Origin of the sequence: Lonsdalea populi (assembly GCF_015999465.1) — a bacterium.
Classification (GTDB): Bacteria; Pseudomonadota; Gammaproteobacteria; order Enterobacterales; family Enterobacteriaceae; genus Lonsdalea; species Lonsdalea populi.
In genome coordinates this window covers 193,628-215,751 of record NZ_CP065534.1, presented here as the reverse complement: position 1 = coordinate 215,751, position 22,124 = coordinate 193,628, and the positions used below count along the sequence as shown (strand labels likewise).

Below are 22,124 nucleotides of genomic sequence, written 5' to 3'. Positions count from 1 at the left end.
AGCTATGAGTCGATTAGTCGTCATATCGAATAGAATTGCCGCCCCCGATAGCAAGAGACAGAGCGCCGGCGGTCTTGCTGTCGGCATATTAGATGCGCTCAAAAGCAGCGGCGGGCTTTGGTACGGCTGGAACGGAGATATCAGCGACGCTCCGCTGCCGCTACAAATACAGAAAAACGACGGCATCACCTACGCCTCGTTCAACCTGAGCTACGCGGACTATGAAGAGTATTACTGTCAGTTCTCCAACACCGTTCTCTGGCCCGCCTTCCACTACCGTCTCGACCTGGTGTCTTACGACCGCAGCGCGTGGGAAGGCTATTGCCGCGTCAATACGCTGCTCGCAGAGCGTCTGCAGCCGCTGGTAAAAGAGGACGACATCCTATGGGTTCACGACTACCATCTTCTGCCGTTCGGAGCCGCGTGCCGCCAGTTGGGCCTGAATAATCGAATAGGCTTTTTCCTGCATATCCCCTTTCCTGCGCCGGATATCTTCAACGCGCTGCCGCCTTGCGAGGAGTTACTGGAAAAACTGTGCGAATACGATCTGCTGGGATTCCAGACTGAACACGACCGGCAGGCGTTTCTTGAGAGCCTGTCCCTGCTGACGCCGGTGAAAACCGTCGGCGAGCGCACCTATAGCGCGTTCGGCAACCTGTTCCGCATCGAGGTGTACCCTATCGGCATCGAACCGGAAAGCATCCGCAAAATGGCGGAAGGTCCGCTGCCTGCCAAGCTGGAAGAGGCCCGCCGCGGCCTGCTGAATTTAAAAAACGTCATCGCGGTAGAGCGACTGGACTACTCCAAGGGGCTGCCCGAACGCTTCTTGGCCTTCGAATCGTTGCTGGAAAACTATCCGCAGCATCGCGGTCACGTCCGCTATACGCAGATCGCGCCGACCTCGCGCGGCGACGTACAGGCCTATCAGGATATCCGCCATCAGCTGGAAACCGAAGCCGGGCGCATCAATAGCCGTTACGGCACGCTGAACTGGACGCCGCTGTACTACCTCAATCAGCACTTTGAACGCCGGCTGCTGATGAAGATCTTCCGCTATACCGAGGTAGGACTGGTGACGCCGCTGCGCGACGGTATGAATCTGGTCGCCAAGGAATACGTCGCCTCACAGGATCCGAACGATCCCGGCGTATTGATTCTGTCTAAATTTGCCGGCGCAGCCAACGAACTGACGGCCGCCCTGATCGTTAATCCTTACGATCGCGATCAGGTCGCCAGCGCGCTGGATCAGGCGTTAACTATGCCGCTGGCGGAGAGGATCTCCCGTCACAGCGATATGATGGCGATCATCAAGCGCAACGACATCAGCCACTGGCGTCAGTCGTTCCTTGCAGATTTAAAGGCGGCGGACCTCTGCCGGCAACAGCACAGTCTGGAAAAAAAAATAGCGACCTTTCCCCGGCAGGCGTGATGCGCCAAGCCAGCTTCATTAGAAGCGGAATGGCTTACGACAGGTTTCTGATGACTGAAAATCGGTCCTTTACCTGATAATAACGATTAGCGTGTCGGATTATTTACAGACCTGCCCATTCGTTAAAAGAACTCACGATGTCTCTTTATGCCAGTGATGGTAGGTTGTCTGCTGGTATCACTCATCAGGCCAAAGCGCTCGATTGCCTTTCAAGCTTCGCCCCCGCTGACAAGGTTGACGAACGACGAAGTAGGAGATTTATTTCATCGGCTTTCTGAATTGGCGGCAGCGGGGTGTAAAGCTATTTTCATATTGAAAATAATGAATCGCTTCAAGACACTGCGTGAAAATACTGATGTTTGCGCTGCCTGATAAAACGGTCGAGTGCTGACGGGAATATCTATATTCTCATCGACCCAACGCTAACGCCGTCGACTCAGTTTAGGTGATGGGAGGATGCCTGCACGGCATCCCCTTTTCGCTCCATCACTCATTTAGCAAACCAGCGGTATGCCTCATTCCCCGTGACCGATTAGAGCATCCGGAGCACTGTTGAAATCATCACGCGATATTAGCAATTAAGGCCCGCATTCCTATACATCCTTCTGATAACGGCCTTATTTAAAACAGGGATCGTGGGCTGAAGAAATTTACTCTTTTTATATCTCCACGCGCCTGTACAGGGTCATTAACAGCACATCAGGCTCATCCAATTTTGAACACTCTTTCTCGGTAAAAATAAAAGAAGAAGTGGGATAACTCACCTTTATTTGAAACAGTGTTATGACCATCACGCTAATCATCACAAATCAATACTATTTTTATATCCACACAAATATACCGTAATAATAAATATCCTGGAGAAATAGAGTAATAACGGGGCTGGTGGTGTACCGTACCTTAATAAAATAAATAACAGCCTATTCGCATTATTCCTAGATGAAATCCTTTTTCATACTCAGGAAGTTTTTCTGGGCGACACGTTTTTCATCCTCCGAAAGCGTTGAACGAGCGAATATTCGATAATCCGTGGCGATTTGTTGTTTAATCACATCTCGCCGACTAAAAGCCGCGTCGGTATTCAGATAGTCGTCCAGAAGCCGGAATGCTATCAAATAAGACTCGCCCTTGACCGCCCAAATCGACGGCAAATTCCAGAGGTGAAGCAACGCCTCTTGTGCGACAAGAGACGGCTCATCGAGAACGCCATCAAGATAATACAACGTGGCGCCAGCCGCTTGTTCAAGCTGACGATTATCGCCCATGACGGCGATTTGCTCGATGGCGTACTGCCCCAGTGCATAGGGCAGCATGGCGGAATGCGCGCTGACGATCTTGCTGTCGAAAAAAGCCATCCAACGCGTATTTAACATGATATCCCGAAATACGACGGCACCTTTGCGGTCATCCTGATCGTAACGCACTCGAACCTTTTGCAAACACGCCTCATCAAAATGGCGCGCCTCGATGATGTTCTCCGCACTGAGCATATGGTGTGCTGGCACGCCATAACGCTCGGCTAAATAAATGTCTGAGGGGCTTAACCTTCCATAGGCTTTTTCCAGCAGACAGATATCGCTGTCGTTAATAAATTCTTTTTTTGACAATGATGAATGGACGCAATCGAGGAGTTCTTTATTCAATTGACGCTGGTTCTTTACCACCCATACAATTTCTCTATATCGCATTCGTTCATATAAAAAACTGAAGTGAAAGCGCGTTTCCGTCAAACATGAAATCATTCTTATTCTCCTTAATACAACGAGAAATTCCTTCTGTTAATTAATTACAGTTATGAATAGGAGTGAGGAAATACTATTACCGATGGAAGACTGTCGCTGACTTCAGCTGAGGTTGACACTAATACCTTTTGCATTCAACTCTTTTATTAACATGAGACTATCACGACATAAAATAAGAAGACATTTCTGAAATATAAATATTTATCGAAGCAAGAAAATGGAATAAACCTACAGGACATATATAGGCATCAAATATCCAATAATAGTTTCCGATATGATTATTTCATCAATCCCAACAGAAGGAGGACAAAGCGGAAACCGTATCCGTGTCGCCTTGTCCTGAAAAAGGTTTACGTCTGCACGACGTGAAAGCGCCTGCCGACAAGCCGTTCAAGATCCGTCATGAGGGGCTGTAAGGAAGGGAGAGCAATGAAAATGAGGAGGCAGCGGATGGTTCATGTGACTCGATGCGAAATTACAGGCGAAAAAAAACCGCTGATAACATTAACTAACGGTTTTTTATGGTCCTGTTTGAAGACTGCAAACAATACCTTGAGAATAGTGGTCGGCGAGAGAGGATTCGAACCTCCGACCCACTGGTCCCAAACCAGTTGCGCTACCAAGCTGCGCTACTCGCCGACGGGTGATGCGGTACTACTTTAAAACATGATGCCACTGACATCTGAGCTTGTGTGGTGCGAAGAGAGGGACTTGAACCCTCACGTCCGTTAAGACACTAACACCTGAAGCTAGCGCGTCTACCAATTCCGCCACCTTCGCATGTCACAAACTTTAAAAATTGGGGTGGCTAATGGGACTCGAACCCACGACAACTGGAATCACAATCCAGGGCTCTACCAACTGAGCTATAGCCACCATATTACCACTTCTTTACTACGTTTCCGGTACTCACTTCTCACGGAGTCATTAAGTACCTCCGCAGCTCCCGCACTACATCGAATTATATTAAATGCATCGAATGGTGCGCCCGACAGGATTCGAACCTGAGACCTCTGCCTCCGGAGGGCAGCGCTCTATCCAGCTGAGCTACGGGCGCGTAGCGCCGTTGCGGGTGGGGATACTACGGATTTAATAGAAGCCTGTCTAGTGCTTTTTCGAAGAAAGAGCGCGTTTGCTTACGCTTTGCTCATTTCCCATAAAATCATCGACTCTACCGCTTTCCCACCCGCTGTTTACGGATGATTATTTCACTTCAGCCTGCTTTTTACCCAGGCCGAGAACCGCATAAATCGTGCTGACGAAGGCCAGGAATATCAACCCCACGATCAGCGACAGGCGGGTATCTGTATTGATGTACATCCCAACCAATACGCAGAGCAGGAACGCCATCGTCAGATAGTTAACCCACGGGAACAGGACTGACTTGAAAGGGTGCCCTGCCATCGCCGCCTGGTGCTTACGACGAAAACGCAGTTGGCTGACCAGCACCACAAACCACGGCACCATACCCGGCAAAACGCTCGCGCTATACACATAGACGAAGACTTTTTCCGGGTTAGGGATGATGTAGTTCAGGGCTGACCCGGCGATCAGGCACAGAATAGAGACCATAACACCTGCCGCAGGCACGCCGCTGGCGGTGACTTTGCCCAAGGCCGCCGGTAACTGACGGTTTTTGGACAGCGAGAAGAGCATACGACCACAGCTGTACATTCCGCTGTTGCAGCCGGACAACGCCGCGGTCAGCACGACGAAGTTGATGATGCCCGCCGCCGCCGTGATGCCGATTTTGGCGAAGGTCAGCACGAACGGGCTGCCGGAGGTGCCAATTTCGTTCCACGGGAAGATGGTGATGATGACGAAAATCGCACCCACGTAGAAGATCAGAATACGCCACAGGATATTGTTGATAGCGCGTTTCAACGTCACCTGAGGATTTTTAGCTTCACCTGCCGTAATCCCCACCAGCTCAACGCCCTGATAGGAGGCGACCACCAGACACAGCGCAAATAACAATCCTTTCCAGCCGCCGGCCAGGAATCCGCCGTGCGCGGTGAGGTTGGCAAAGCCGGTCGCTTCGCCGTGGTTGCCCAGGCCGAAGAAAATCACCCCGGCGCCGACGACGATCATGACGACGATGGTGGTGATCTTAATCATGGCAAACCAGAATTCGATTTCGCCGTACAGGCGCACCGCCGCCAGGTTGGCGCCGGCCACCAGCGCCACGGCCGCAATCGCCGGTATCCACTGGGGAAGTTCGGGGAACCAGAACTGAACGTAGACGCCTATCGCAGTGATTTCCGAGATGCCGACGGCCATCCACATGAACCAGTAGCTCCAGGCGGTGAGATAGCCAAAAAAGGGATTGAGGTAATTATGGGCGTAGACGGCGAACGAACCGGCCACCGGCTCAAGAAACAGCATTTCGCCCATCGAACGCATAATGAAGAACACAAAAAGACCCGCCACGATATACGCCAGCAAGACGGAAGGACCTGCCCACTTCAGTGCGCTCGCGGCGCCCATGAACAAACCGACGCCGATGGTGCCTCCAAGCGCGATCAACTCAATATGTCTTGCCTCCAGGCCCCGGTGGAGCTGATCTTCTTTGACTTTTTTCGTCATAAATCCTCTATCGTTCATTCCATGTTGTGTTTGTTTCTGCCGAGTTAATGAATTGTTCTATTTCGCCGGCAACGGTCAATATTACCTCTCGCGCAAAAAAACGCCGCCCGAAACAGGGCGCCGGAAAAGATACAGCAATGCTGGCGGGATTAACATCTTCGGGAAAGGAGTTATAACTAAACAAGAAAGGTATTCACTTGCTTATAACTCACCGTTCTATTTCGGGCAAACGCACGGATCAGGCCGGACTACAGCCGTCCGCTGAGGTGATAGGCCAGATAGCGCAGCAGCTTGATCTGACGCGTGATACGGCTGGGTTGAGACAGCAGTCGATATAACCACTCCAACCCCAGGTTCTGCCAGCGCTTTGGCGCACGTTTGACATGTCCGGTAAATACGTCGTAAGTGCCGCCTACGCCCATATACAGCGCTTCAGGATAAACCTGGCGGCACTGTTGCATAATCCGTTCCTGCTTGGGAGAGCCCATCGCCACCGTCACCAGCTGCGCGCCGCTGTCGCGCACGCGGTCAAAGAGCGCCGGCTGCTGCTCGCTGAAATAGCCGTCCTGTGATCCGACAATATTCACCTGCCAGCGACGACGCAGCTCCCGTTCCGTCTGGGCCAACACTTCAGGCTTGCCGCCGATGAGGAAGACCGGCGTGCCACGCTCTCCGGCCCGCTGCATCAGCGCTTCCCAAAGATCGGCCCCGGCGATACGCTCCACGCGGGCATCGGCATATTTCCGCCGAATGGAGTGAATAATGCTGATGCCGTCGGCATATTTGTATTCCGCTGCGTCAATCAGCGCCTTCAGCGCGGGATCCCGCTCCGTCGCCAGAACTTTTTCGGCGTTAATCGCCACCAACGTGCCGGTTTTGACCTGTTCGCCGTCCAGCAGATAATCCACGCACTGCGTCATGTTCTCAAAGCCGTACAGAGGGATCCCGCGAATCTGGTACTGTGGGATCGCGTTATTGTGTTCCATTGTTTTCCTCATTATTCGCGTCGCAGACTCGCGGGCGCAGAGCGTTGTTCCGGCCCGGACGGCGGTAAAGTCAGCCAGCGTTGCCGGATCACCCCGCCCTGTAGCAGCAGCCAATATAATAACTTGGCCAGCAGCAGGCAGGCGCCAAAGACCAGACAGAAAAACACCACTCGAGAGACAAAGGCATCCATCCCTTCTCTGACCAACACGATGATGTTGAATATCGCGCCAAAACAAAAAGCCTGTAAAATCGCGGCATTATAGCGATTAGGGCTTTGGCGACCGCGCTCATAAAGCCAATCGAACCATTTAATAATCAGCCCGACGGCCACGGCGCCCAGCGGAATAAACGCCGCCCCGCCCATGACCAGCAGCGAGCCGATAAGCGTAGGTGACATCGCCAGTCCGCTATGGTTATTCAGCACTTCCCAGGTGAAGTAGTTGGCGCTGTTGAGGATCAGCGAAGGCCGTCCCGGCCACAGCCAGCCGGGGATAAAAACATAAAAATCGCGAACGATGGGCGCCAGCCCCTGAAAACGGATATCGTCGTAGAATTGCCACAGCCGGGCCAGATTTTCCCATGGGGAAAACGTATCCCGCGTCAGATACAGAAACGTATAAATCGCCTCGGCACCGCTGACGTCGAGGCTATAGCGCTTCAGCGCCAGCCAGAACATCCCGACAATTCCCATCAATCCCGCCACGACCAGCATCGACAGCGAGATCCACCCGCGCACGATGCCGATAAACAGAAACAGCGAGAAGGCGATCAGGACATTGGCACGCGTTCCGCCGACAATCATGTAGGTCAACATGCCGAAAACCACCGTCGCCAGCAGGAATTCCAGCCAGGCGCGTTGCGTCTGACGCAGGAAGTAGATCACCAGCATCGCCGGAATAAAGAGATAGAAAAAGCGTTTCAGCGCGACGCCGGACACATCGCTGGAAAAGATCTGGTTGTAGGCCCGCAGCTTAAACAGCAAAAAGCCGTTGTGGAGAAAGAAGATACCGACGGTAATGACCGCCACCAGTGCCAGCAGTCCCCAGACCAGATGCGTTTCCACCCGGGAGAAGCTCAGCATCGGGGGGGAAGAGACGGTAGGCAAAGCGCGCAGTCGGGTTTTATACGTCACATAATAAATGGCGTAGAACACCGTCGCCGACAACAGAGCTATTAACAGGTACTGCGCCGGCACCACCGCCACATTGAAACGGAATGCCAACAGGCAGGTAAACGGGAAACCGAGATAGAACGTCAGCAGATATAATAACGAAAACAATAGGTTAAAGTTAAAACGCACCCGTCTGAACTCTTGCCAGGTCAGAAACAGGATGAACAGCACGGAAACGAGGTAAACCCCCAGAAGTCCGCTGACCTGCCATTCGGTCATACCGGGTCTCCCGCCGCCAGCGCCTGACGCCAGCCGTGAATATAGTTTGGATCGAAAAACGCGATCTGCCGTTTATCGACCCGCGCCAGCGCCCGTTGCGCTTCCAGTACATCGGCCTCGTTCAATGGGTCGCCGTAAAACAGCACGGGAAGATGTTGCTCCTGCAGATCCTGCCAGAACGGATTATGGCGGCTCAGCACAAATGGCACGCCGAACTGGATCAGCAGGCACAGCGTACCGATGCCCTGCTGTCGATCGAAGATGAAATAGCCCAGATCGCAGCGGCGAAGCATTCCGAGATAGTCGTCAAACGCCATCTGCCGGCGCAGCAGTTGAAAACGTTTCACGCCGAACAACGCATCGCCGACCTGCTGGACCTGCACAATATAGTCATCGTTATTCGCAGGATAGCCCATGGGCACAATCACCCGCGCGCGTTCACCGAACTGGTCGTGAATCGCGCGCAGCGCCTCGATATGACGGTTGGTTTTATCGCCGGAATTACCGACCAAAATAGTCATCGGCCCGGCCTGAACTTTAAGGTCGTTTGGCGCGGCCAGCGTCGGATCCATGCGCGTGGGGAAATAAAGTCGTTGGGCGGGAACCTGCGGCTGTCGTTGCGCAAAAAAATTCAGATCGCCGCGCGTCGCGAACACCCGGCCGATACGCCCCTGCGCATGGCGACGCATCAGATAGAACAGACGCGCAGCCATACCGCCTGCCGTTTCATACAGGTCTGCACCCCAAATATGCCAGTAAGCCTGGGCCGGACGAATGTCGCCGGTCAGCAACCACAGCCACAGCCACGGATTGAACTGGCCGTGAAAAAAGAACCGGGTATCACGGTGCGCCCTGGCCTGCGCGACAACCGCTTTCGCCAGCGCACGTTTATCGGGATAGCAGTCGACGGCCAGCGCCGGCAAATTTTGCAGCCATGCGGCCTCCGCCGGGGCCACCACCATAAAGCGCCGCACCTGCTCAGCGGGCAGCGTCGAGGCCAGTACGTCGTTGAAGAAACGCAGTACCGTCTGATTATGATGAGGGATATCCGCACCCAGCACGTGAATTAAGGGGGTCATACTCGCCTACAGTAAATAATGAATATGCCGCAACACAGCAGGAAATAGACCAGATAGCTTGCCATATAAGCCTGTGCCGCGCCCTGTGCGCCATGCAAGGGGATCAGCCAATGCGCGAATCCCATCAGCAGAAGAAACTGGCTGATTTCGGTCAGCAAATAGAAGCGCAGAGAAGCTTTCGCGATGACCAGATAGCCAAAGACGTAAGCACCCACTTTCATCACGTCCCCAGCCAATTGCCAGGGAAAGAGATCGCGCATCGCTATAAACTGAGGTGAAAACAGCAACCAGATCGCCATATCGCGCAGCAGCCAGACGACGAAACTCACCGCCACCACCGTGGGCAGGACAAACTTTAGCGACGTCACAATTTCCCGCGCCTGATCTCGGCGTTCGGTCAGCCGTGACAGCGTCGGCAACAGATAGACGCTGAACGCCGCCGTGATGAACTGCAGATAGGCGTCGGAAATCGTGGTGACGCCCTGCCAGATCCCGACCGCTTCCCAGCCATAGTGCGCGGCGAGCAAATTGCGCAGGGTGATATACGCCACCGGCAGCGTCACCGCCGTCATCAACGCCATCAGGGTAAATTTCGCCAGCCGCCCCGCCAGTATCCGCTCCCAGAGCGGCTTTAGCATCGGCCAGCGCAGCGGAGTCGAGCGCTGGAGCCACCAGGCCGCCGGAACCGCGATCAGCGCAGGCACCAGTGCCAGGCCGACCAGCGCGCCGTCATAACCGCCCAGCCAGAAACAGGCCAGATAGGCCGCCAGCCCAATCAGACTACCCACGATAATCGCCAGCGCATTGCCTCGCGCATGGCGATACCCTTTCAGGATCGCCAAAAACAGGTTGGCATAGGCGATCCCGACCTGAAGCAGCGCTAACGCGCGAATGACGGAGGCGAAGCGCGTCTCGCCGAACAACACTTCGGCTATCGGCACTGCCGCCAGCCATAGCACCAGCGCTAGCGCCAGCGAAAACACGGTGACCAGCGTCGTCGCGGTGCCTAGCAGAGACCGCAGCTCCGCCGGACGCTGCTGGTATTCCGCGACGTATTTGGTAACACCGTTAAAAATACCAGCCCCTGCCAGCACGCCCAGCACGGTAATTAGCTGGCGGTAATTTCCCGCCAGTCCTACGCCGCCGGGTCCGAAAGAGACGGCCAGCAGCTTGACGACGACCAGCCCAACCCCGATTTTGATCAGCGTCGAAGCGGCCGTCCAGACTGATGCCTTGGCGAGCGACATATCAGGAGAAGAAGCTCAGCACCGTGCTGATGACGGTACGCTGATTCACGTTGCGCAGGTTGTAAAACAGCGGCAGGCGCACCAGCCGCTCGCTCTCACGCGTGGTGAAGCGATCTTCGCCGGAGAAACGCCCGAACTTCTGCCCTGCCGGGCTGCTGTGCAACGGAATGTAATGAAATACGGACAGAATCTCGGCTTCTTTCATATAGCTGATAAAGTCGTTGCGCTGTTCGATATCGCGTAACCGTAAATAAAACATGTGGGCGTTATGTACGCAGTCAGCCGGGACCGTCGGCAGTTCCAGCCGACCCGCCTGTTCCAGCGGACGGAACGCGGCATAATAGGCATCCCACAGACGCAGTCGACGCTTGTTGATGCGCTGCGCGGCTTCCAGCTGTCCCCACAGATAGGCAGCCTGGATATCCGCCATCAGGTAGCTGGAGCCCAAATCGCGCCAGGTGTATTTATCAACCTGACCGCGGAAGAACTGGCTTCGGTTGGTGCCTTTTTCGCGAATGATTTCCGCACGGTCGATCAGCGTCGGGTCGTTGATCAGCGTCGCCCCACCTTCGCCGCCCGCCGTGTAATTTTTGGTTTCATGAAAGCTGAAGCAACCGATGTGGCCAATTGATCCCAGCGGCCGCCCCTTATAGCGGGACATCACGCCCTGCGCGGCATCTTCCACCACGTGCAGCCCATGTTTCTGCGCCAATGCCATAATGGCATCCATTTCACACGCCACGCCCGCATAGTGCACCGGCACGATCACCCGGGTACGGTCGGTGATCGCGGCTTCTATCTTGGTTTCATCGATGTTCAGCGTATCCGGGCGGATATCGACATACACGATGACGGCGCCGCGCAGCACGAAAGCATTCGCGGTCGAGACGAACGTGTAGCTCGGCATGATGACTTCGTCGCCGGGCTGAATATCCAGCAGCAGCGCCGCCATCTCCAGCGAGGCGGTGCAGGAAGGCGTCAGCAGCACTTTGGGACTGCCGGAATAGTGCTCCAGCCACTGCTGACAGCGGCGGGTAAAACCGCCGTCTCCGCACAGCTTGCCGCTTCGCATCGCAGCCTGCATATATTCCAGCTCGGAACCTACGATGGGCGGAGCGTTGAATGGGATCATATCGTCACCTGTATAGCCAATGGGCTGTGCTGTCGATTCGCGCGCCGTTGCTAAGATAAAGCCGCAGCGCCGCTATATTGCCAAGTTGGGTCGCGACCCGTAAACGTCGCACGTCCTGCTGTCGGCACCACGTTTCCGCCGCCTGTATCAGGCGGCGTCCGATGCCGCGTCCGGTTTGTCCCGGCCACGCCGCCAGTAAACCGATGCGTGCTTCCTGCTCCGGCAACTGTCGCAACGTGACCCACCCTTGCGGCCGACGGTGGGCGTCTTCCAGCAGAAGACAGACGTCGTCAAACGTCCCCAGCACCGCATTCTCCACCCAGCGGGCATAAAATCGTCCGCTGTCTTCCGGCGCATACCACGGCGTGCGGAAACGGCTCAGCGCAAACGTCGTCCGAGCCGCCTCGCACAGCATGGGGATATCACTTTCCACGGCCCGACGCACGCCGTCGAACGCCTCGACGTCCGGCCGTTCGGTCAAAGACACGCTCAGGTCGACCTCGCTTTCCGCCAGGCGGAAGCCCAACGCAGCCAGTGCATCCGCCTGTGCGGTCGCTCCGGCCGGGATTTTCGCCTGAACGATATCGTACTGCGCCAACGCCGCCGCACTGAGCATCGGCGAGGCGTCTGAAAACAGTAGCCTGCCGCTGGCGCGATGAAAGAACGTGCTTTCCCAGCTTAGAGGTTCCACATTGGCATGCAACGGCATAAATGGCGTCCTGTTAGCGTGCAAAGGGGGTTATCGTCGGGGCGGCTAGCGCCATACGCCTTTGGTATCCACCACCCAACGTTGGCTGACCTGTTCCGGCGCAATCGCACGGAACGGGCGGTGATCGACCAGCATGACCAGTACATCGGCGTTGTGTAAGGCCGTGTCGCAATCCACTAGCGTCGCCGTCTCACGCAGCGAATCAGGCAGTTGCCGAATATTCGGCTCGACGAGCAGCGTTTCTCCCGCATGCCATTCGGCAATCCGGGTCGCGACGTCCAGCGCCGGACTTTCGCGTAAATCGTCGATATCCGGTTTGAACGCCAGCCCGAAACAGGCGATGCGGAGCTCGCTCGGACGTTTGTCAGTGTTCACTAACGCTTCGGCGACCGCCGCTTTCACCTGATCCACCACCCACTGTGGCTTAGCATCGTTAACCAGACGGGCGATATGAATCAGCCGCGCCAGCTCAGGATTTTGCGCCACGATAAACCACGGATCGACCGCGATGCAGTGACCGCCGACGCCCGGCCCCGGCTGCAGGATGTTGACGCGCGGGTGACGGTTTGCCAATCGGATGAGTTCCCAAACGCCGATCTGCTGTTCAGCGCAAATCAGCGAAAGCTCGTTGGCGAAGGCGATATTCACATCGCGGAAGCTATTTTCCGTCAGCTTGCACATTTCAGCGGTGCGGGAGTGAGTAACCACACACTCACCTTCCAGAAAGAGACGGTAGAGTGCACAGGCGCGCGCCGAACAAGTCGGCGTCATGCCGCCTACGACGCGGTCATTTTTGATCAGCTCCACCATCACTTTCCCGGGCAGAACGCGTTCCGGGCAGTAGGCCACATTAATTTGCGCCTCGTCGCCAGCCTGCTGCGGGAAAGTCAGATCAGGGCGCGCATCAGACAGCCACTCGGCCATTTGTTCGGTTGTGCCGACCGGAGAGGTCGACTCCAGAATGACCAGATTGCCGGGCACCAGTACGGGAGCGATAGACTCGACGGCCGCGCGAACGTAGCTCAGGTCCGGCTCGTGGTCGCCTTTGAACGGCGTCGGCACCGCGATTAGAAAGGCGTCGGCGGGCACCGGTTGCTCACAGGCGCGCAGATAGCCTTCGGCAACGGCCGTGCTGACCACCTGCTCCAGATCCGGCTCGACAAAGTGAATTTCGCCGCGATTGATGGTCTCCACGGCACGGCGATTCACATCAATCCCCACCACTTTGTGCTGCCGCGATGCAAATGCCGCGGCGGTGGGTAAACCGATATACCCCAAGCCAATGACTGAAATTATGTTAAAACTCATGATGTTACCTGATTTTCTTTTAATGTCGCGAGGATACGCTGGCTGGCGTGACCGTCGCCATAAGGATTCTGCGCCTGACTCATGGCCAGGTAGGCTGACTTATCCGTCAGCAGCTCCGAGACGTTATTCAAGATCTTCGTAGCATCGGTGCCGACGAGCCGCACTACGCCGGATGCCAGCGCCTCCGGCCGTTCGGTCGTGTCTCTCATGACCAGAACCGGCTTCCCGAGAGAAGGCGCTTCTTCCTGAATACCGCCCGAATCCGTCAGAATCAGATAAGCGCGGTTCATCAGGTAGACAAACGGCAGGTAATTTTGTGGCGCTATCAGGAAAATATTGTCGATGCCGCTGAGAATGCGGTTCACCGGCTCGCTGACGTTAGGGTTGAGGTGCACCGGATACACAATCTGGACGTCCGGATGACGTTGAGCGATGGCAGCCAGAGCGCTGCATATTCGTTCGAAACCGCCGCCGAAACTTTCCCGGCGGTGGCCCGTAACCAGAATCATTCTGCGCTGTTCGGATAAAAAGGCGTACTGCGCCTGCAACGGCTGATTCAGTTTGGGATCGCGGGCAATGAGATCGCGAACCAGGAATAACGCGTCGATCACCGTGTTGCCGGTCACTTTGATGGCGGCGTCAGGCACGTTTTCTTTTAGCAGGTTCTGCCGGGCGGTGTCCGTGGGCGCGAAGTGATACTGCGCCAGATGGCCGGTGAGCGTGCGATTCGCCTCTTCCGGCCACGGCGCATAAATGTCGCCCGTTCTCAGTCCCGCTTCGACATGCCCTACCGGAATGCGCTGGTAGAAGGCGGCCAAACTGGCCATCAGGGTGGTAGAGGTGTCGCCGTGCACCAGCACCAAATCGGGACGGAAATCCTCTAAAACGGGTTTAAGCCCCGAAAGAATACGGCAGGAGATCTCGCTGAGTCCCTGCCCCGGCTGCATGATATTGAGATCAAAATCGGGCTCAATACCAAACAGTTCCAGGACCTGATCCAGCATTTCCCGGTGCTGAGCCGTGACGCAGATTCTTGACTCAAAAAACGCATCCTGAGCCAACGCGTGAATCAATGGCGCCATTTTAATCGCTTCTGGGCGGGTGCCGAAAACAGTCAGGACTTTCACATTCGATGCTCTTTAGTCAGATAAAATAGGGCGTTCCGCCACAGGCAAGGACTGTTAGCGGCGACGCGCCAACGCTACGCCTGCGCCAATCACCAATCCCACGCTGCCCCACATCATCAGCAGCAGCAGGCGACGCGGACTATCGCGTTTGACCGGCTCTTCCGGCGTGCGCAAATAGCGGTAGGTCTGGAACTGTTTTTCAACCACTGGCCCTACCAACAGCGTGTTCAGCAGCGCCCGGTTGCGATCGTAATCGCTGTCATACTGCGGGCCGCCGGCCTGCAAAAGCTCCAGTCGCGCTTGCAACATCGGCACGCCCAGCAGGAAAAGCTCAGAAGGCGGCAGCTCGTTGGCGGGCGTCTCCGCCGCATTCTGGCGAATCCCTTGCTGGCGAGCGGCCTGCAAGGCCAGTTCGACGACGTGCAGCTCACGATCGTAGGCCGCCTTAGCGACGGATTCCTGCTGCTTGATCTGCGAACGCATAAAAACAGTGCGAGCCGCCCAGGCGCCGTCGAGCGCCTCGTTCAGATGCGACGCCGCACGCTGACTGGCGAACGCAACATATTGCCGCAGCAGGACATTCGCATCAGCCGACGTTTCCGCCGTCAGCTTCACACTATCGTTGGTTTTTTTAGCCTCGTCATACGGCGTAAACTGAATCTGATTGACCAATTCGTCCAGCAACGCGGCGTCCGCTCTCGCGTCGCCTGTCTGACGCTCACGATAATAGGCAGACTGTAGCCAGAAATCACGTCGTGTATCGTATGCCGCGGCCTGCATCACAAACTCCGAATAGGATTCCGCCGTGATGGAAAGCTGATCTGCGGGCGGGTTCGCAAAAGATTTGGCATCCAGGTTGCGCAGAAACTGTTGCTGCGAGTAGAACCCACCCAGCATATTCACGGTGGGTTTATCCGTGATCGCCGTGGCGCTCCACTCCTGCGGCGCCAGCCAGGCATACAGCATAGCCAGAGCGGTGAACAACATGACCGAACCTGCGATCCAGCTTTTTCCTCGCCAAAGCACCTGGAACAAGCCGCGGATATCCAGTTCATTATCCCACGGGTTGTGCCGGACAACGTGATTCTCTGTACTCATTCTATCCCCAGATTTATCGTGGTTGTGAGTAAGACCGCTCGCGCAGCTGACGTTTTACCCGCTTCACAAAACGCGCAACCCGCCACGCGCGTTTCAGGCAGAAGCCGTAGAGGGAAAACATGAGCAGGAATAAGGCGAGCATCAGCCATTCAGGAATGAAGGGCAGAAACTCTCCCGCCATGCCTATCGCCGCCAGCATGGCGGCTGACAGCGTAATCAGCACAAACGCCTGACGAGAGGTGAAGCCTGCCCGCATGATCAAATGATGGATATGCTGGCGATCCGCGGAAAACGGACTCATACCTTTGCGCAAACGGCGATACATAATGGCCACCATATCCATCAGCGGTATGGCGATGATCCACAGCGCCGTCACCGGATTGATGGGATGCCCTTCTCCCTGCGTACTTTGCAACAGGAGCCAAATCGCCGTAAAGCCCATCATGGTGCTGCCCGCATCGCCCATAAACACTTTATATCGCCGGCCGAAAGCGCCGAGATTCAGGAGGATATAGGGTAAGGTCGCGGCAATCATCGAAAAACTCCACAGCGCCAGGCTATGGTTGCCGCTGCGGTAAAGCAGAATACCGATCGCACCGAAAGACACGCTGGATAGACCGCCCAACAGCCCGTCGATGCCATCCACCATATTGAACGCATTGATCGCGGCCCAAACGGCGAATAGCGTCAGCAGATAATTGAAAGGCCCGAGACTGAGATTCCAGTCCCCGAAGATGTAACCCAGGTGCTGGAGCGTCAGACCGGCAAATCCCATCATCGCCGCCGCGACCGCCGCCTGCACCGTAGCGCGTAGTCGCACGCTGATGTCAAAGCGATCGTCGAGCGCACCGACGACGACCAGAATGCCCGCGCAGACCAGATAGAGGCGGGCATGGGGAATGTAGTCATCGGTCATGAGAAAAGTGAAGCAGACCCCGGCATAAACCGAAATCCCCCCCACCAAGGGTATCAGTCCCTGATGGCGCTTGCGGAAGTTAGGGCGATCAACCAGCCCGTTTTTTCTCGCTACTTTGCGAGCCAGCAGCAGAAAAAGAAAAGAAAACAGAAATGTAGACGCTAATTGAGTACTCATCATGAGTAAGTTCACGATTTACAGCGCTTGATAATACAACTGGCTGTTTTATGAATGCTTTATTTTACCTAACTTTTCATAGACAAAAGCATGAAGAGCACAGGACAAAACGGTATATGGGCAAGGCATGAGGTGATGCACTAAGCAGCACGTGATTACGCCAAAACTCTTCCACGCCCGCATTATAGAGCAAAATAAAAAACGCCACGACTCAGCGTGGCGTTTTCTCAAACCAATAGCGTAATTTACGAACGTTTCATCATGTCGAAGAACTCATCGTTGGTCTTCGTCATGGCCAGCTTGTTGATCAGGAATTCCATGGCGTCGATCTCACCCATCGGATGGATGATCTTACGAAGAATCCACATTTTCTGCAGTTCCTCGGAGCTGGCAAGCAGCTCTTCTTTACGCGTACCGGAACGGTTGTAGTCAATGGCCGGGAAGACGCGTTTTTCTGCGATTTTACGAGAGAGGTGCAGTTCCATGTTACCCGTGCCTTTAAACTCTTCGTAAATCACTTCATCCATCTTCGAACCGGTATCAACCAGCGCGGTGGCGATGATGGTCAGGCTCCCGCCTTCCTCAACGTTACGTGCCGCACCGAAGAAACGCTTCGGACGATGCAGGGCGTTGGCGTCTACCCCACCGGTCAACACTTTACCGGAGGACGGAACGACCGTGTTGTAGGCGCGAGCCAGACGGGTAATGGAGTCCAGCAGAATGATGACGTCTTTCTTGTGCTCAACCAGACGTTTTGCTTTCTCAATCACCATTTCGGCAACCTGAACGTGGCGAGATGCCGGTTCGTCAAAGGTGGAAGCGATAACTTCGCCTTTCACCAGACGCTGCATCTCGGTCACTTCTTCCGGACGTTCGTCGATCAGCAGCACCATCAGCACGCAGTCCGGGTGATTGTAGGCGATGCTCTGCGCGATATTCTGCAGCAGCATGGTTTTACCCGCTTTCGGCGGCGCCACAATCAGGCCACGCTGACCACGGCCGATCGGAGAAGCCAAATCCAGCACGCGAGCCGTCAAATCTTCAGTCGAACCGTTGCCGCGTTCCATACGCAGACGCGAATTGGCATGCAGTGGCGTCAGGTTTTCGAACAGAATCTTACTGCGGGCATTTTCCGGTTTGTCGTAGTTGACTTCATTAACTTTCAGCAGAGCGAAGTAGCGTTCGCCTTCTTTGGGGGGGCGAATTTTACCGGAAATGGTATCGCCAGTACGGAGATTAAAACGACGGATTTGGCTGGGGGAAACGTAGATGTCATCAGGACCGGCGAGGTAGGAGCTGTCGGCGGAACGAAGAAAACCAAACCCATCCTGCAATATCTCCAGCACACCATCGCCGAAAATATCTTCGCCACTCTTTGCATGCTGCTTCAGTATGGCGAAAATGATGTCCTGTTTACGCATACGGGCTAGGTTTTCCAGCCCCATATTTTCGCCAAGAGTGATTAACTCAGAAACTGGCGTATTCTTTAATTCGGTAAGATTCATAATGGTGGGTTCTTAAACTCGGGGTAAATCTCGAACTATTAACGTGAATGGTATGGCAGGATCATCCGTGCCTCTTATAACGGCCTTCAATCACCGAACGCCAGCTTTGTGCCGGACTGAATCATGCGGACTCTGCGCATACATACGGCAAAGATCGAAGAAACCTTCAAAACAAATTAATTTATAACTGTCAGATTGCCAAACCGGGGGAGAAGAACGTCGTTAACTTAAATGACTTTTTCCGATTTTGACACAGGATATTACTTCAGATTCTAACTTTAGGCTCAAGCCCGAAGAGCTCAAACTACAGGTAAGTACGGTATGCAGTGAGGATGAATCTAGCATGCTTCCCTGTGGGCGTCCAGCGGTCAGTAAGAGAAATTCTCATTGCCGGAAGACGCCCTGGGAACCGCCCCGTTCAGTGCGGATTACAGGTTAGCTTCGATGAACTCTTTCAACTGACCTTTGGATAATGCGCCGACTTTCGTGGCCGCCACTTCGCCATTTTTAAACAGCAGCAGCGTCGGGATTCCGCGAATGCCGTATTTAGGTGCCGTCGCCGGGTTTTCATCAATGTTGAGTTTGGCTACAGTGAGTCTGTCCGCGTATTCCTCGGAGATTTCATTCAGAATAGGAGCGATCATTTTACAAGGACCACACCATTCAGCCCAGAAATCAACCAGCGTTACGCCCTCGGCCTGCAATACATCTTTATCGAAAGTGCCGTCGGTCAGGTGAATAATTTTATCGCTCATGTTTTACTCCGCAGGATTATGTCCAACCAGTTGGTGTAGCATTAACCAACCTCGGGGTTGGCTTTATTTCTTATTTCACTGGATACGCTTTTGTAAAGCAATAGTTAGCTGATATTCTACCATACTATGAGCAAAACACACTTAACCGAACAGAAGTTTTCCGACTTCGCACTGCACCCGCAGGTTATAGAAGCGCTTGAAAGTAAAGGGTTTCATAACTGCACGCCGATTCAGGCGCTGACATTACCGCTGACGTTGTCAGGCCGTGATGTCGCAGGTCAGGCGCAAACCGGTACCGGCAAGACGCTGGCGTTTCTGGCGTCTACTTTCCATTATCTGCTTTCCCATCCCACTTCGGCTGAACGCGAAACCAACCAGCCTCGTGCGCTGATTATGGCGCCGACGCGTGAACTCGCCGTGCAGATCCATGCAGACGCCGAAGCGCTGGCTAAAGCCACCGGATTGAAACTGGGCCTGGCCTATGGCGGCGACGGCTACGACAAACAGCTGAAAGTGCTGGAGAGCGGCGTCGATATTCTGATCGGCACCACAGGTCGTCTGATCGACTATGCGAAGCAGGACTACGTTAATCTGGGCGCGATTCAGGTTGTGGTGCTGGATGAAGCGGATCGTATGTACGATCTGGGCTTCATTAAGGATATCCGTTGGCTGTTCCGACGCATGCCGGCCACCGATCAGCGTCTCAACATGCTGTTTTCCGCCACGCTGTCCTATCGTGTCCGCGAACTCGCTTTCGAGCAGATGAACAACGCGGAATATGTGGAAGTGGAGCCGGAACAGAAAACCGGTCACCGGATCAAAGAAGAGCTGTTCTATCCGTCTAACGAAGAGAAGATGCGTCTGCTGCAGACTCTCATCGAGGAAGAGTGGCCGGATCGTTGCATTATCTTCGCCAATACCAAGCACCGTTGCGAAGACGTTTGGGGTCATCTGGCCGCCGATGGTCACCGCGTCGGACTGCTGACCGGTGATGTGCCGCAGAAAAAACGCCTGCGCATTCTGGAAGATTTCACCCACGGCAATATCGACATTCTGGTTGCCACCGATGTCGCCGCGCGCGGCCTGCATATTCCGCTGGTTACGCACGTCTTCAACTACGACCTGCCGGATGATTGCGAAGATTACGTTCACCGTATCGGTCGTACCGGCCGTGCTGGCGAAAGCGGCTGTTCCATCAGCCTGGCCTGCGAAGAGTACGCGCTGAATCTGCCTGCGATTGAAGAGTATACCGGGCACCGTATTCCGGTCAGCAAGTACAACAGCGAAGCGTTGCTGAGTGATTTTCCGCCTCCGAAACGCCTGACGCGTCCGCGTTCTGCTTCCGGTCCGCGCCGCCAGAATTCGCAGCGCCGCAGCAGTAGTCCTCGTCACAACAACCGTAGACGGCAGGATTGACGCTCTCATGTCGATGCTAAGCTCTTCTTCGCTCTACGCCGCCATTGATTTGGGCTCCAACAGCTTTCATATGCTGGTGGTCCGGGAAGTCGCCGGCAGCATACAAACCATGTCCCGCATCAAACGCAAAGTTAGACTGGCCGCGGGACTGGACAAGCAAAGTTTCCTGTCCCAGGAAGCGATGGAGCGCGGCTGGCAGTGCCTGAAACTGTTCTCGGAACACCTGCAGGACATCCCACAGGATCAGGTACGCGTCGTCGCGACGGCGACCCTCAGGCTCGCCTCCAATGCCGATGAGTTCCTCGACAAGGCGAAACGCATTTTGGGCGTGCCGGTTCAGGTGATCAGCGGAGAAGAAGAAGCTCGACTGATTTATCAGGGCGTAGCCCACACGACCGGCGGTCCAGAACAAAGACTGGTCGTCGATATCGGCGGCGGCAGCACTGAATTGGCAACCGGCATCGGCGCGCAAACCAACCAGTTGTTCAGCCTGCCGATGGGCTGCGTAACCTGGCTGGAACGCTACTTCGCGGATCGCAATCTGGGCGAGGAAAATTTTGCCCGCGCTGAAGAAGCGGCGCGTGAAATGGTGCTTACGGTAAAAAACCACCTACTGGCGCAAGGCTGGCAGATCTGCGTCGGGGCCTCCGGCACCGTACAGGCACTGCAGGAGATCATGGTCGCTCAGGGGATGGATGAGTACATCACGTTAGACAAGCTGCAACAGCTTAAGCAACGTGCGATTCAGTGCGGCAAGCTGGAAGAACTCGAAATCGACGGGTTGACGCTGGAACGCGCGCTGGTTTTCCCAAGCGGTCTGTCTATCCTACTGGCCATCTTCCACGAACTGGGCATCCAAACCATGACGTTGGCAGGCGGCGCGCTTCGCGAAGGGCTGGTGTACGGCATGCTGCATTTGCCCATCGGGCAGGATATTCGCTCCCGCACCTTGCATAATCTGCAACAGCGCTATCTTCTTGATGGCGAGCAGGCGCGGCGCGTCAGCGCACTGGCGGACAATTTCGCACAGCAGTTGGTTCAGGACTGGCAGTTGGACGATCGATGTCGGGAGCTCCTGCGCAGCGCGAGTCTGATTCACGAAATCGGACTCAGTATCGACTTCCGTCAGGCTTCCCATCACGCTGCCTATCTTATCCGCAACAGCGATCTTCCCGGTTTTACACCGGCTCAGAAAAAACTTCTGGCCACCCTGCTCCACAACCAATGCAATGCACTCGATCCTATTCCACTAGCCCAGCAAAACGCGCTGCCGGTGTGTCAGGCACAGCATTTGTGTCGTCTGCTGCGACTGGCGATTATTTTCGCCAGTCGTCGCCGGGACGATACGCTGCCTGCCGTCAGACTCCGTGCGGAAGGTGAAACGCTGCGGGTCATTTTACCTGCTGGATGGCTGTCCCAGTATCCGCTGCGGGCCGAAATGCTGGAGCAGGAAAGTCGCTGGCAAAGCTATGTTCACTGGCCGCTCATTGTTGAAGAAAGTCCGGCTTGATCGGTCAGTAA

17 protein-coding genes and 4 tRNA genes are annotated in these 22,124 nt (G+C 55.0%); 3 read left to right on the top strand and 18 right to left on the bottom strand.

Going from position 1 to position 22,124, the window contains the following annotated elements; all coding sequences use genetic code 11:
• The first annotated feature begins 4 nt into the window (after positions 1–4).
• Complete coding sequence (gene otsA / locus I6N93_RS00990) at positions 5–1,429, top strand: alpha,alpha-trehalose-phosphate synthase (protein WP_085688917.1); 1,425 nt, start codon at positions 5–7, stop codon at positions 1,427–1,429.
• 935 nt (positions 1,430–2,364) lie between these two features.
• On the opposite strand, the gene I6N93_RS00985 is transcribed toward otsA, so the two are convergent.
• The 18 genes from I6N93_RS00985 to trxA all read right to left on the bottom strand — a co-directional run bounded on the left by I6N93_RS00985 (position 2,365) and on the right by trxA (position 19,187).
• The gene (locus tag I6N93_RS00985; protein WP_085688920.1) at positions 2,365–3,171 is read right to left on the bottom strand and encodes a hypothetical protein; all 807 of its coding nucleotides are present in this window, start codon (positions 3,169–3,171) and stop codon (positions 2,365–2,367) included.
• 562 nt (positions 3,172–3,733) lie between these two features.
• A tRNA-Pro gene (locus tag I6N93_RS00980) sits at positions 3,734–3,810 on the bottom strand.
• A 54-nt stretch (positions 3,811–3,864) separates the two neighbouring features.
• A tRNA-Leu gene (locus I6N93_RS00975) sits at positions 3,865–3,951 on the bottom strand.
• A 20-nt stretch (positions 3,952–3,971) separates the two neighbouring features.
• Positions 3,972–4,047: transfer RNA gene (locus I6N93_RS00970), tRNA-His, on the bottom strand.
• A gap of 104 nt (positions 4,048–4,151) precedes the next feature.
• Positions 4,152–4,228: transfer RNA gene (locus tag I6N93_RS00965), tRNA-Arg, on the bottom strand.
• Between the two features lie 146 nt (positions 4,229–4,374).
• On the bottom strand, positions 4,375–5,757 hold the full coding sequence (gene thrP, locus I6N93_RS00960) for a bifunctional threonine/serine APC transporter ThrP (RefSeq protein WP_085688923.1): 1,383 nt from the start codon (positions 5,755–5,757) through the stop codon (positions 4,375–4,377).
• A gap of 248 nt (positions 5,758–6,005) precedes the next feature.
• Positions 6,006–6,743: a lipopolysaccharide N-acetylmannosaminouronosyltransferase gene (gene wecG / locus I6N93_RS00955; protein ID WP_085688926.1), complete on the bottom strand. Its 738-nt coding sequence runs from the start codon at positions 6,741–6,743 to the stop codon at positions 6,006–6,008.
• Between the two features lie 11 nt (positions 6,744–6,754).
• The gene (gene wzyE / locus I6N93_RS00950; protein ID WP_085688929.1) at positions 6,755–8,134 is read right to left on the bottom strand and encodes an ECA oligosaccharide polymerase; all 1,380 of its coding nucleotides are present in this window, start codon (positions 8,132–8,134) and stop codon (positions 6,755–6,757) included.
• Positions 8,131–9,213, bottom strand: coding sequence for a TDP-N-acetylfucosamine:lipid II N-acetylfucosaminyltransferase (locus I6N93_RS00945; protein ID WP_085688932.1), 1,083 nt, complete (start codon positions 9,211–9,213; stop codon positions 8,131–8,133). Before I6N93_RS00945 ends, wzyE begins: the two co-directional genes overlap by 4 nt.
• On the bottom strand, positions 9,210–10,460 hold the full coding sequence (gene wzxE / locus I6N93_RS00940; protein WP_085688934.1) for a lipid III flippase WzxE: 1,251 nt from the start codon (positions 10,458–10,460) through the stop codon (positions 9,210–9,212). Before wzxE ends, I6N93_RS00945 begins: the two co-directional genes overlap by 4 nt.
• 1 nt (position 10,461) lies before the next feature.
• Positions 10,462–11,592 (bottom strand): dTDP-4-amino-4,6-dideoxygalactose transaminase, encoded by a 1,131-nt coding sequence (rffA, locus tag I6N93_RS00935; RefSeq protein WP_085688937.1) that lies wholly within the window; start codon positions 11,590–11,592, stop codon positions 10,462–10,464.
• 4 nt (positions 11,593–11,596) lie between these two features.
• Complete coding sequence (rffC, locus tag I6N93_RS00930; protein WP_085688940.1) at positions 11,597–12,301, bottom strand: dTDP-4-amino-4,6-dideoxy-D-galactose acyltransferase; 705 nt, start codon at positions 12,299–12,301, stop codon at positions 11,597–11,599.
• A 45-nt stretch (positions 12,302–12,346) separates the two neighbouring features.
• Positions 12,347–13,609: a UDP-N-acetyl-D-mannosamine dehydrogenase gene (gene wecC, locus I6N93_RS00925; RefSeq protein WP_085688942.1), complete on the bottom strand. Its 1,263-nt coding sequence runs from the start codon at positions 13,607–13,609 to the stop codon at positions 12,347–12,349.
• Positions 13,606–14,736: a non-hydrolyzing UDP-N-acetylglucosamine 2-epimerase gene (gene wecB / locus I6N93_RS00920; RefSeq protein ID WP_085688945.1), complete on the bottom strand. Its 1,131-nt coding sequence runs from the start codon at positions 14,734–14,736 to the stop codon at positions 13,606–13,608. Before wecB ends, wecC begins: the two co-directional genes overlap by 4 nt.
• A gap of 54 nt (positions 14,737–14,790) precedes the next feature.
• Positions 14,791–15,834: an ECA polysaccharide chain length modulation protein gene (gene wzzE / locus I6N93_RS00915; RefSeq protein WP_085688948.1), complete on the bottom strand. Its 1,044-nt coding sequence runs from the start codon at positions 15,832–15,834 to the stop codon at positions 14,791–14,793.
• Between the two features lie 13 nt (positions 15,835–15,847).
• Positions 15,848–16,942: a UDP-N-acetylglucosamine--undecaprenyl-phosphate N-acetylglucosaminephosphotransferase gene (wecA, locus tag I6N93_RS00910; protein ID WP_085688951.1), complete on the bottom strand. Its 1,095-nt coding sequence runs from the start codon at positions 16,940–16,942 to the stop codon at positions 15,848–15,850.
• A 230-nt stretch (positions 16,943–17,172) separates the two neighbouring features.
• Complete coding sequence (rho, locus tag I6N93_RS00905) at positions 17,173–18,432, bottom strand: transcription termination factor Rho (RefSeq protein WP_027063767.1); 1,260 nt, start codon at positions 18,430–18,432, stop codon at positions 17,173–17,175.
• A 428-nt stretch (positions 18,433–18,860) separates the two neighbouring features.
• The gene (trxA, locus tag I6N93_RS00900; protein ID WP_026739280.1) at positions 18,861–19,187 is read right to left on the bottom strand and encodes a thioredoxin TrxA; all 327 of its coding nucleotides are present in this window, start codon (positions 19,185–19,187) and stop codon (positions 18,861–18,863) included.
• 126 nt (positions 19,188–19,313) lie between these two features.
• On the opposite strand from trxA, the gene rhlB reads away from it, so the two are divergent.
• Entirely contained in the window at positions 19,314–20,603 is a 1,290-nt protein-coding gene (rhlB, locus tag I6N93_RS00895; protein ID WP_085688954.1) for an ATP-dependent RNA helicase RhlB, read from the top strand.
• A 13-nt stretch (positions 20,604–20,616) separates the two neighbouring features.
• On the top strand, positions 20,617–22,113 hold the full coding sequence (gppA, locus tag I6N93_RS00890) for a guanosine-5'-triphosphate,3'-diphosphate diphosphatase (RefSeq protein WP_085688999.1): 1,497 nt from the start codon (positions 20,617–20,619) through the stop codon (positions 22,111–22,113).
• The last annotated feature ends 11 nt before the right edge of the window (positions 22,114–22,124 follow it).

Excerpts from the sequence above, each read along its gene's own strand:
- wzzE (WP_085688948.1), bottom strand. The coding sequence starts at position 15,834 with ATGAGTACAGAGAATCACGTTGTCCGGCACAACCCGTGGGATAATGAA.
- rho (WP_027063767.1), bottom strand. The coding sequence starts at position 18,432 with ATGAATCTTACCGAATTAAAGAATACGCCAGTTTCTGAGTTAATCACT.
- trxA (WP_026739280.1), bottom strand. The coding sequence starts at position 19,187 with ATGAGCGATAAAATTATTCACCTGACCGACGGCACTTTCGATAAAGAT.
- thrP (WP_085688923.1), bottom strand. The coding sequence starts at position 5,757 with ATGACGAAAAAAGTCAAAGAAGATCAGCTCCACCGGGGCCTGGAGGCA.
- wecC (WP_085688942.1), bottom strand. The coding sequence starts at position 13,609 with ATGAGTTTTAACATAATTTCAGTCATTGGCTTGGGGTATATCGGTTTA.
- rhlB (WP_085688954.1), top strand. The coding sequence starts at position 19,314 with ATGAGCAAAACACACTTAACCGAACAGAAGTTTTCCGACTTCGCACTG.
- rffA (WP_085688937.1), bottom strand. The coding sequence starts at position 11,592 with ATGATCCCATTCAACGCTCCGCCCATCGTAGGTTCCGAGCTGGAATAT.
- wecG (WP_085688926.1), bottom strand. The coding sequence starts at position 6,743 with ATGGAACACAATAACGCGATCCCACAGTACCAGATTCGCGGGATCCCT.
- otsA (WP_085688917.1), top strand. The coding sequence starts at position 5 with ATGAGTCGATTAGTCGTCATATCGAATAGAATTGCCGCCCCCGATAGC.
- I6N93_RS00985 (WP_085688920.1), bottom strand. The coding sequence starts at position 3,171 with ATGATTTCATGTTTGACGGAAACGCGCTTTCACTTCAGTTTTTTATAT.
- gppA (WP_085688999.1), top strand. The coding sequence starts at position 20,617 with ATGCTAAGCTCTTCTTCGCTCTACGCCGCCATTGATTTGGGCTCCAAC.
- wzxE (WP_085688934.1), bottom strand. The coding sequence starts at position 10,460 with ATGTCGCTCGCCAAGGCATCAGTCTGGACGGCCGCTTCGACGCTGATC.
- I6N93_RS00945 (WP_085688932.1), bottom strand. The coding sequence starts at position 9,213 with ATGACCCCCTTAATTCACGTGCTGGGTGCGGATATCCCTCATCATAAT.
- rffC (WP_085688940.1), bottom strand. The coding sequence starts at position 12,301 with ATGCCGTTGCATGCCAATGTGGAACCTCTAAGCTGGGAAAGCACGTTC.
- wzyE (WP_085688929.1), bottom strand. The coding sequence starts at position 8,134 with ATGACCGAATGGCAGGTCAGCGGACTTCTGGGGGTTTACCTCGTTTCC.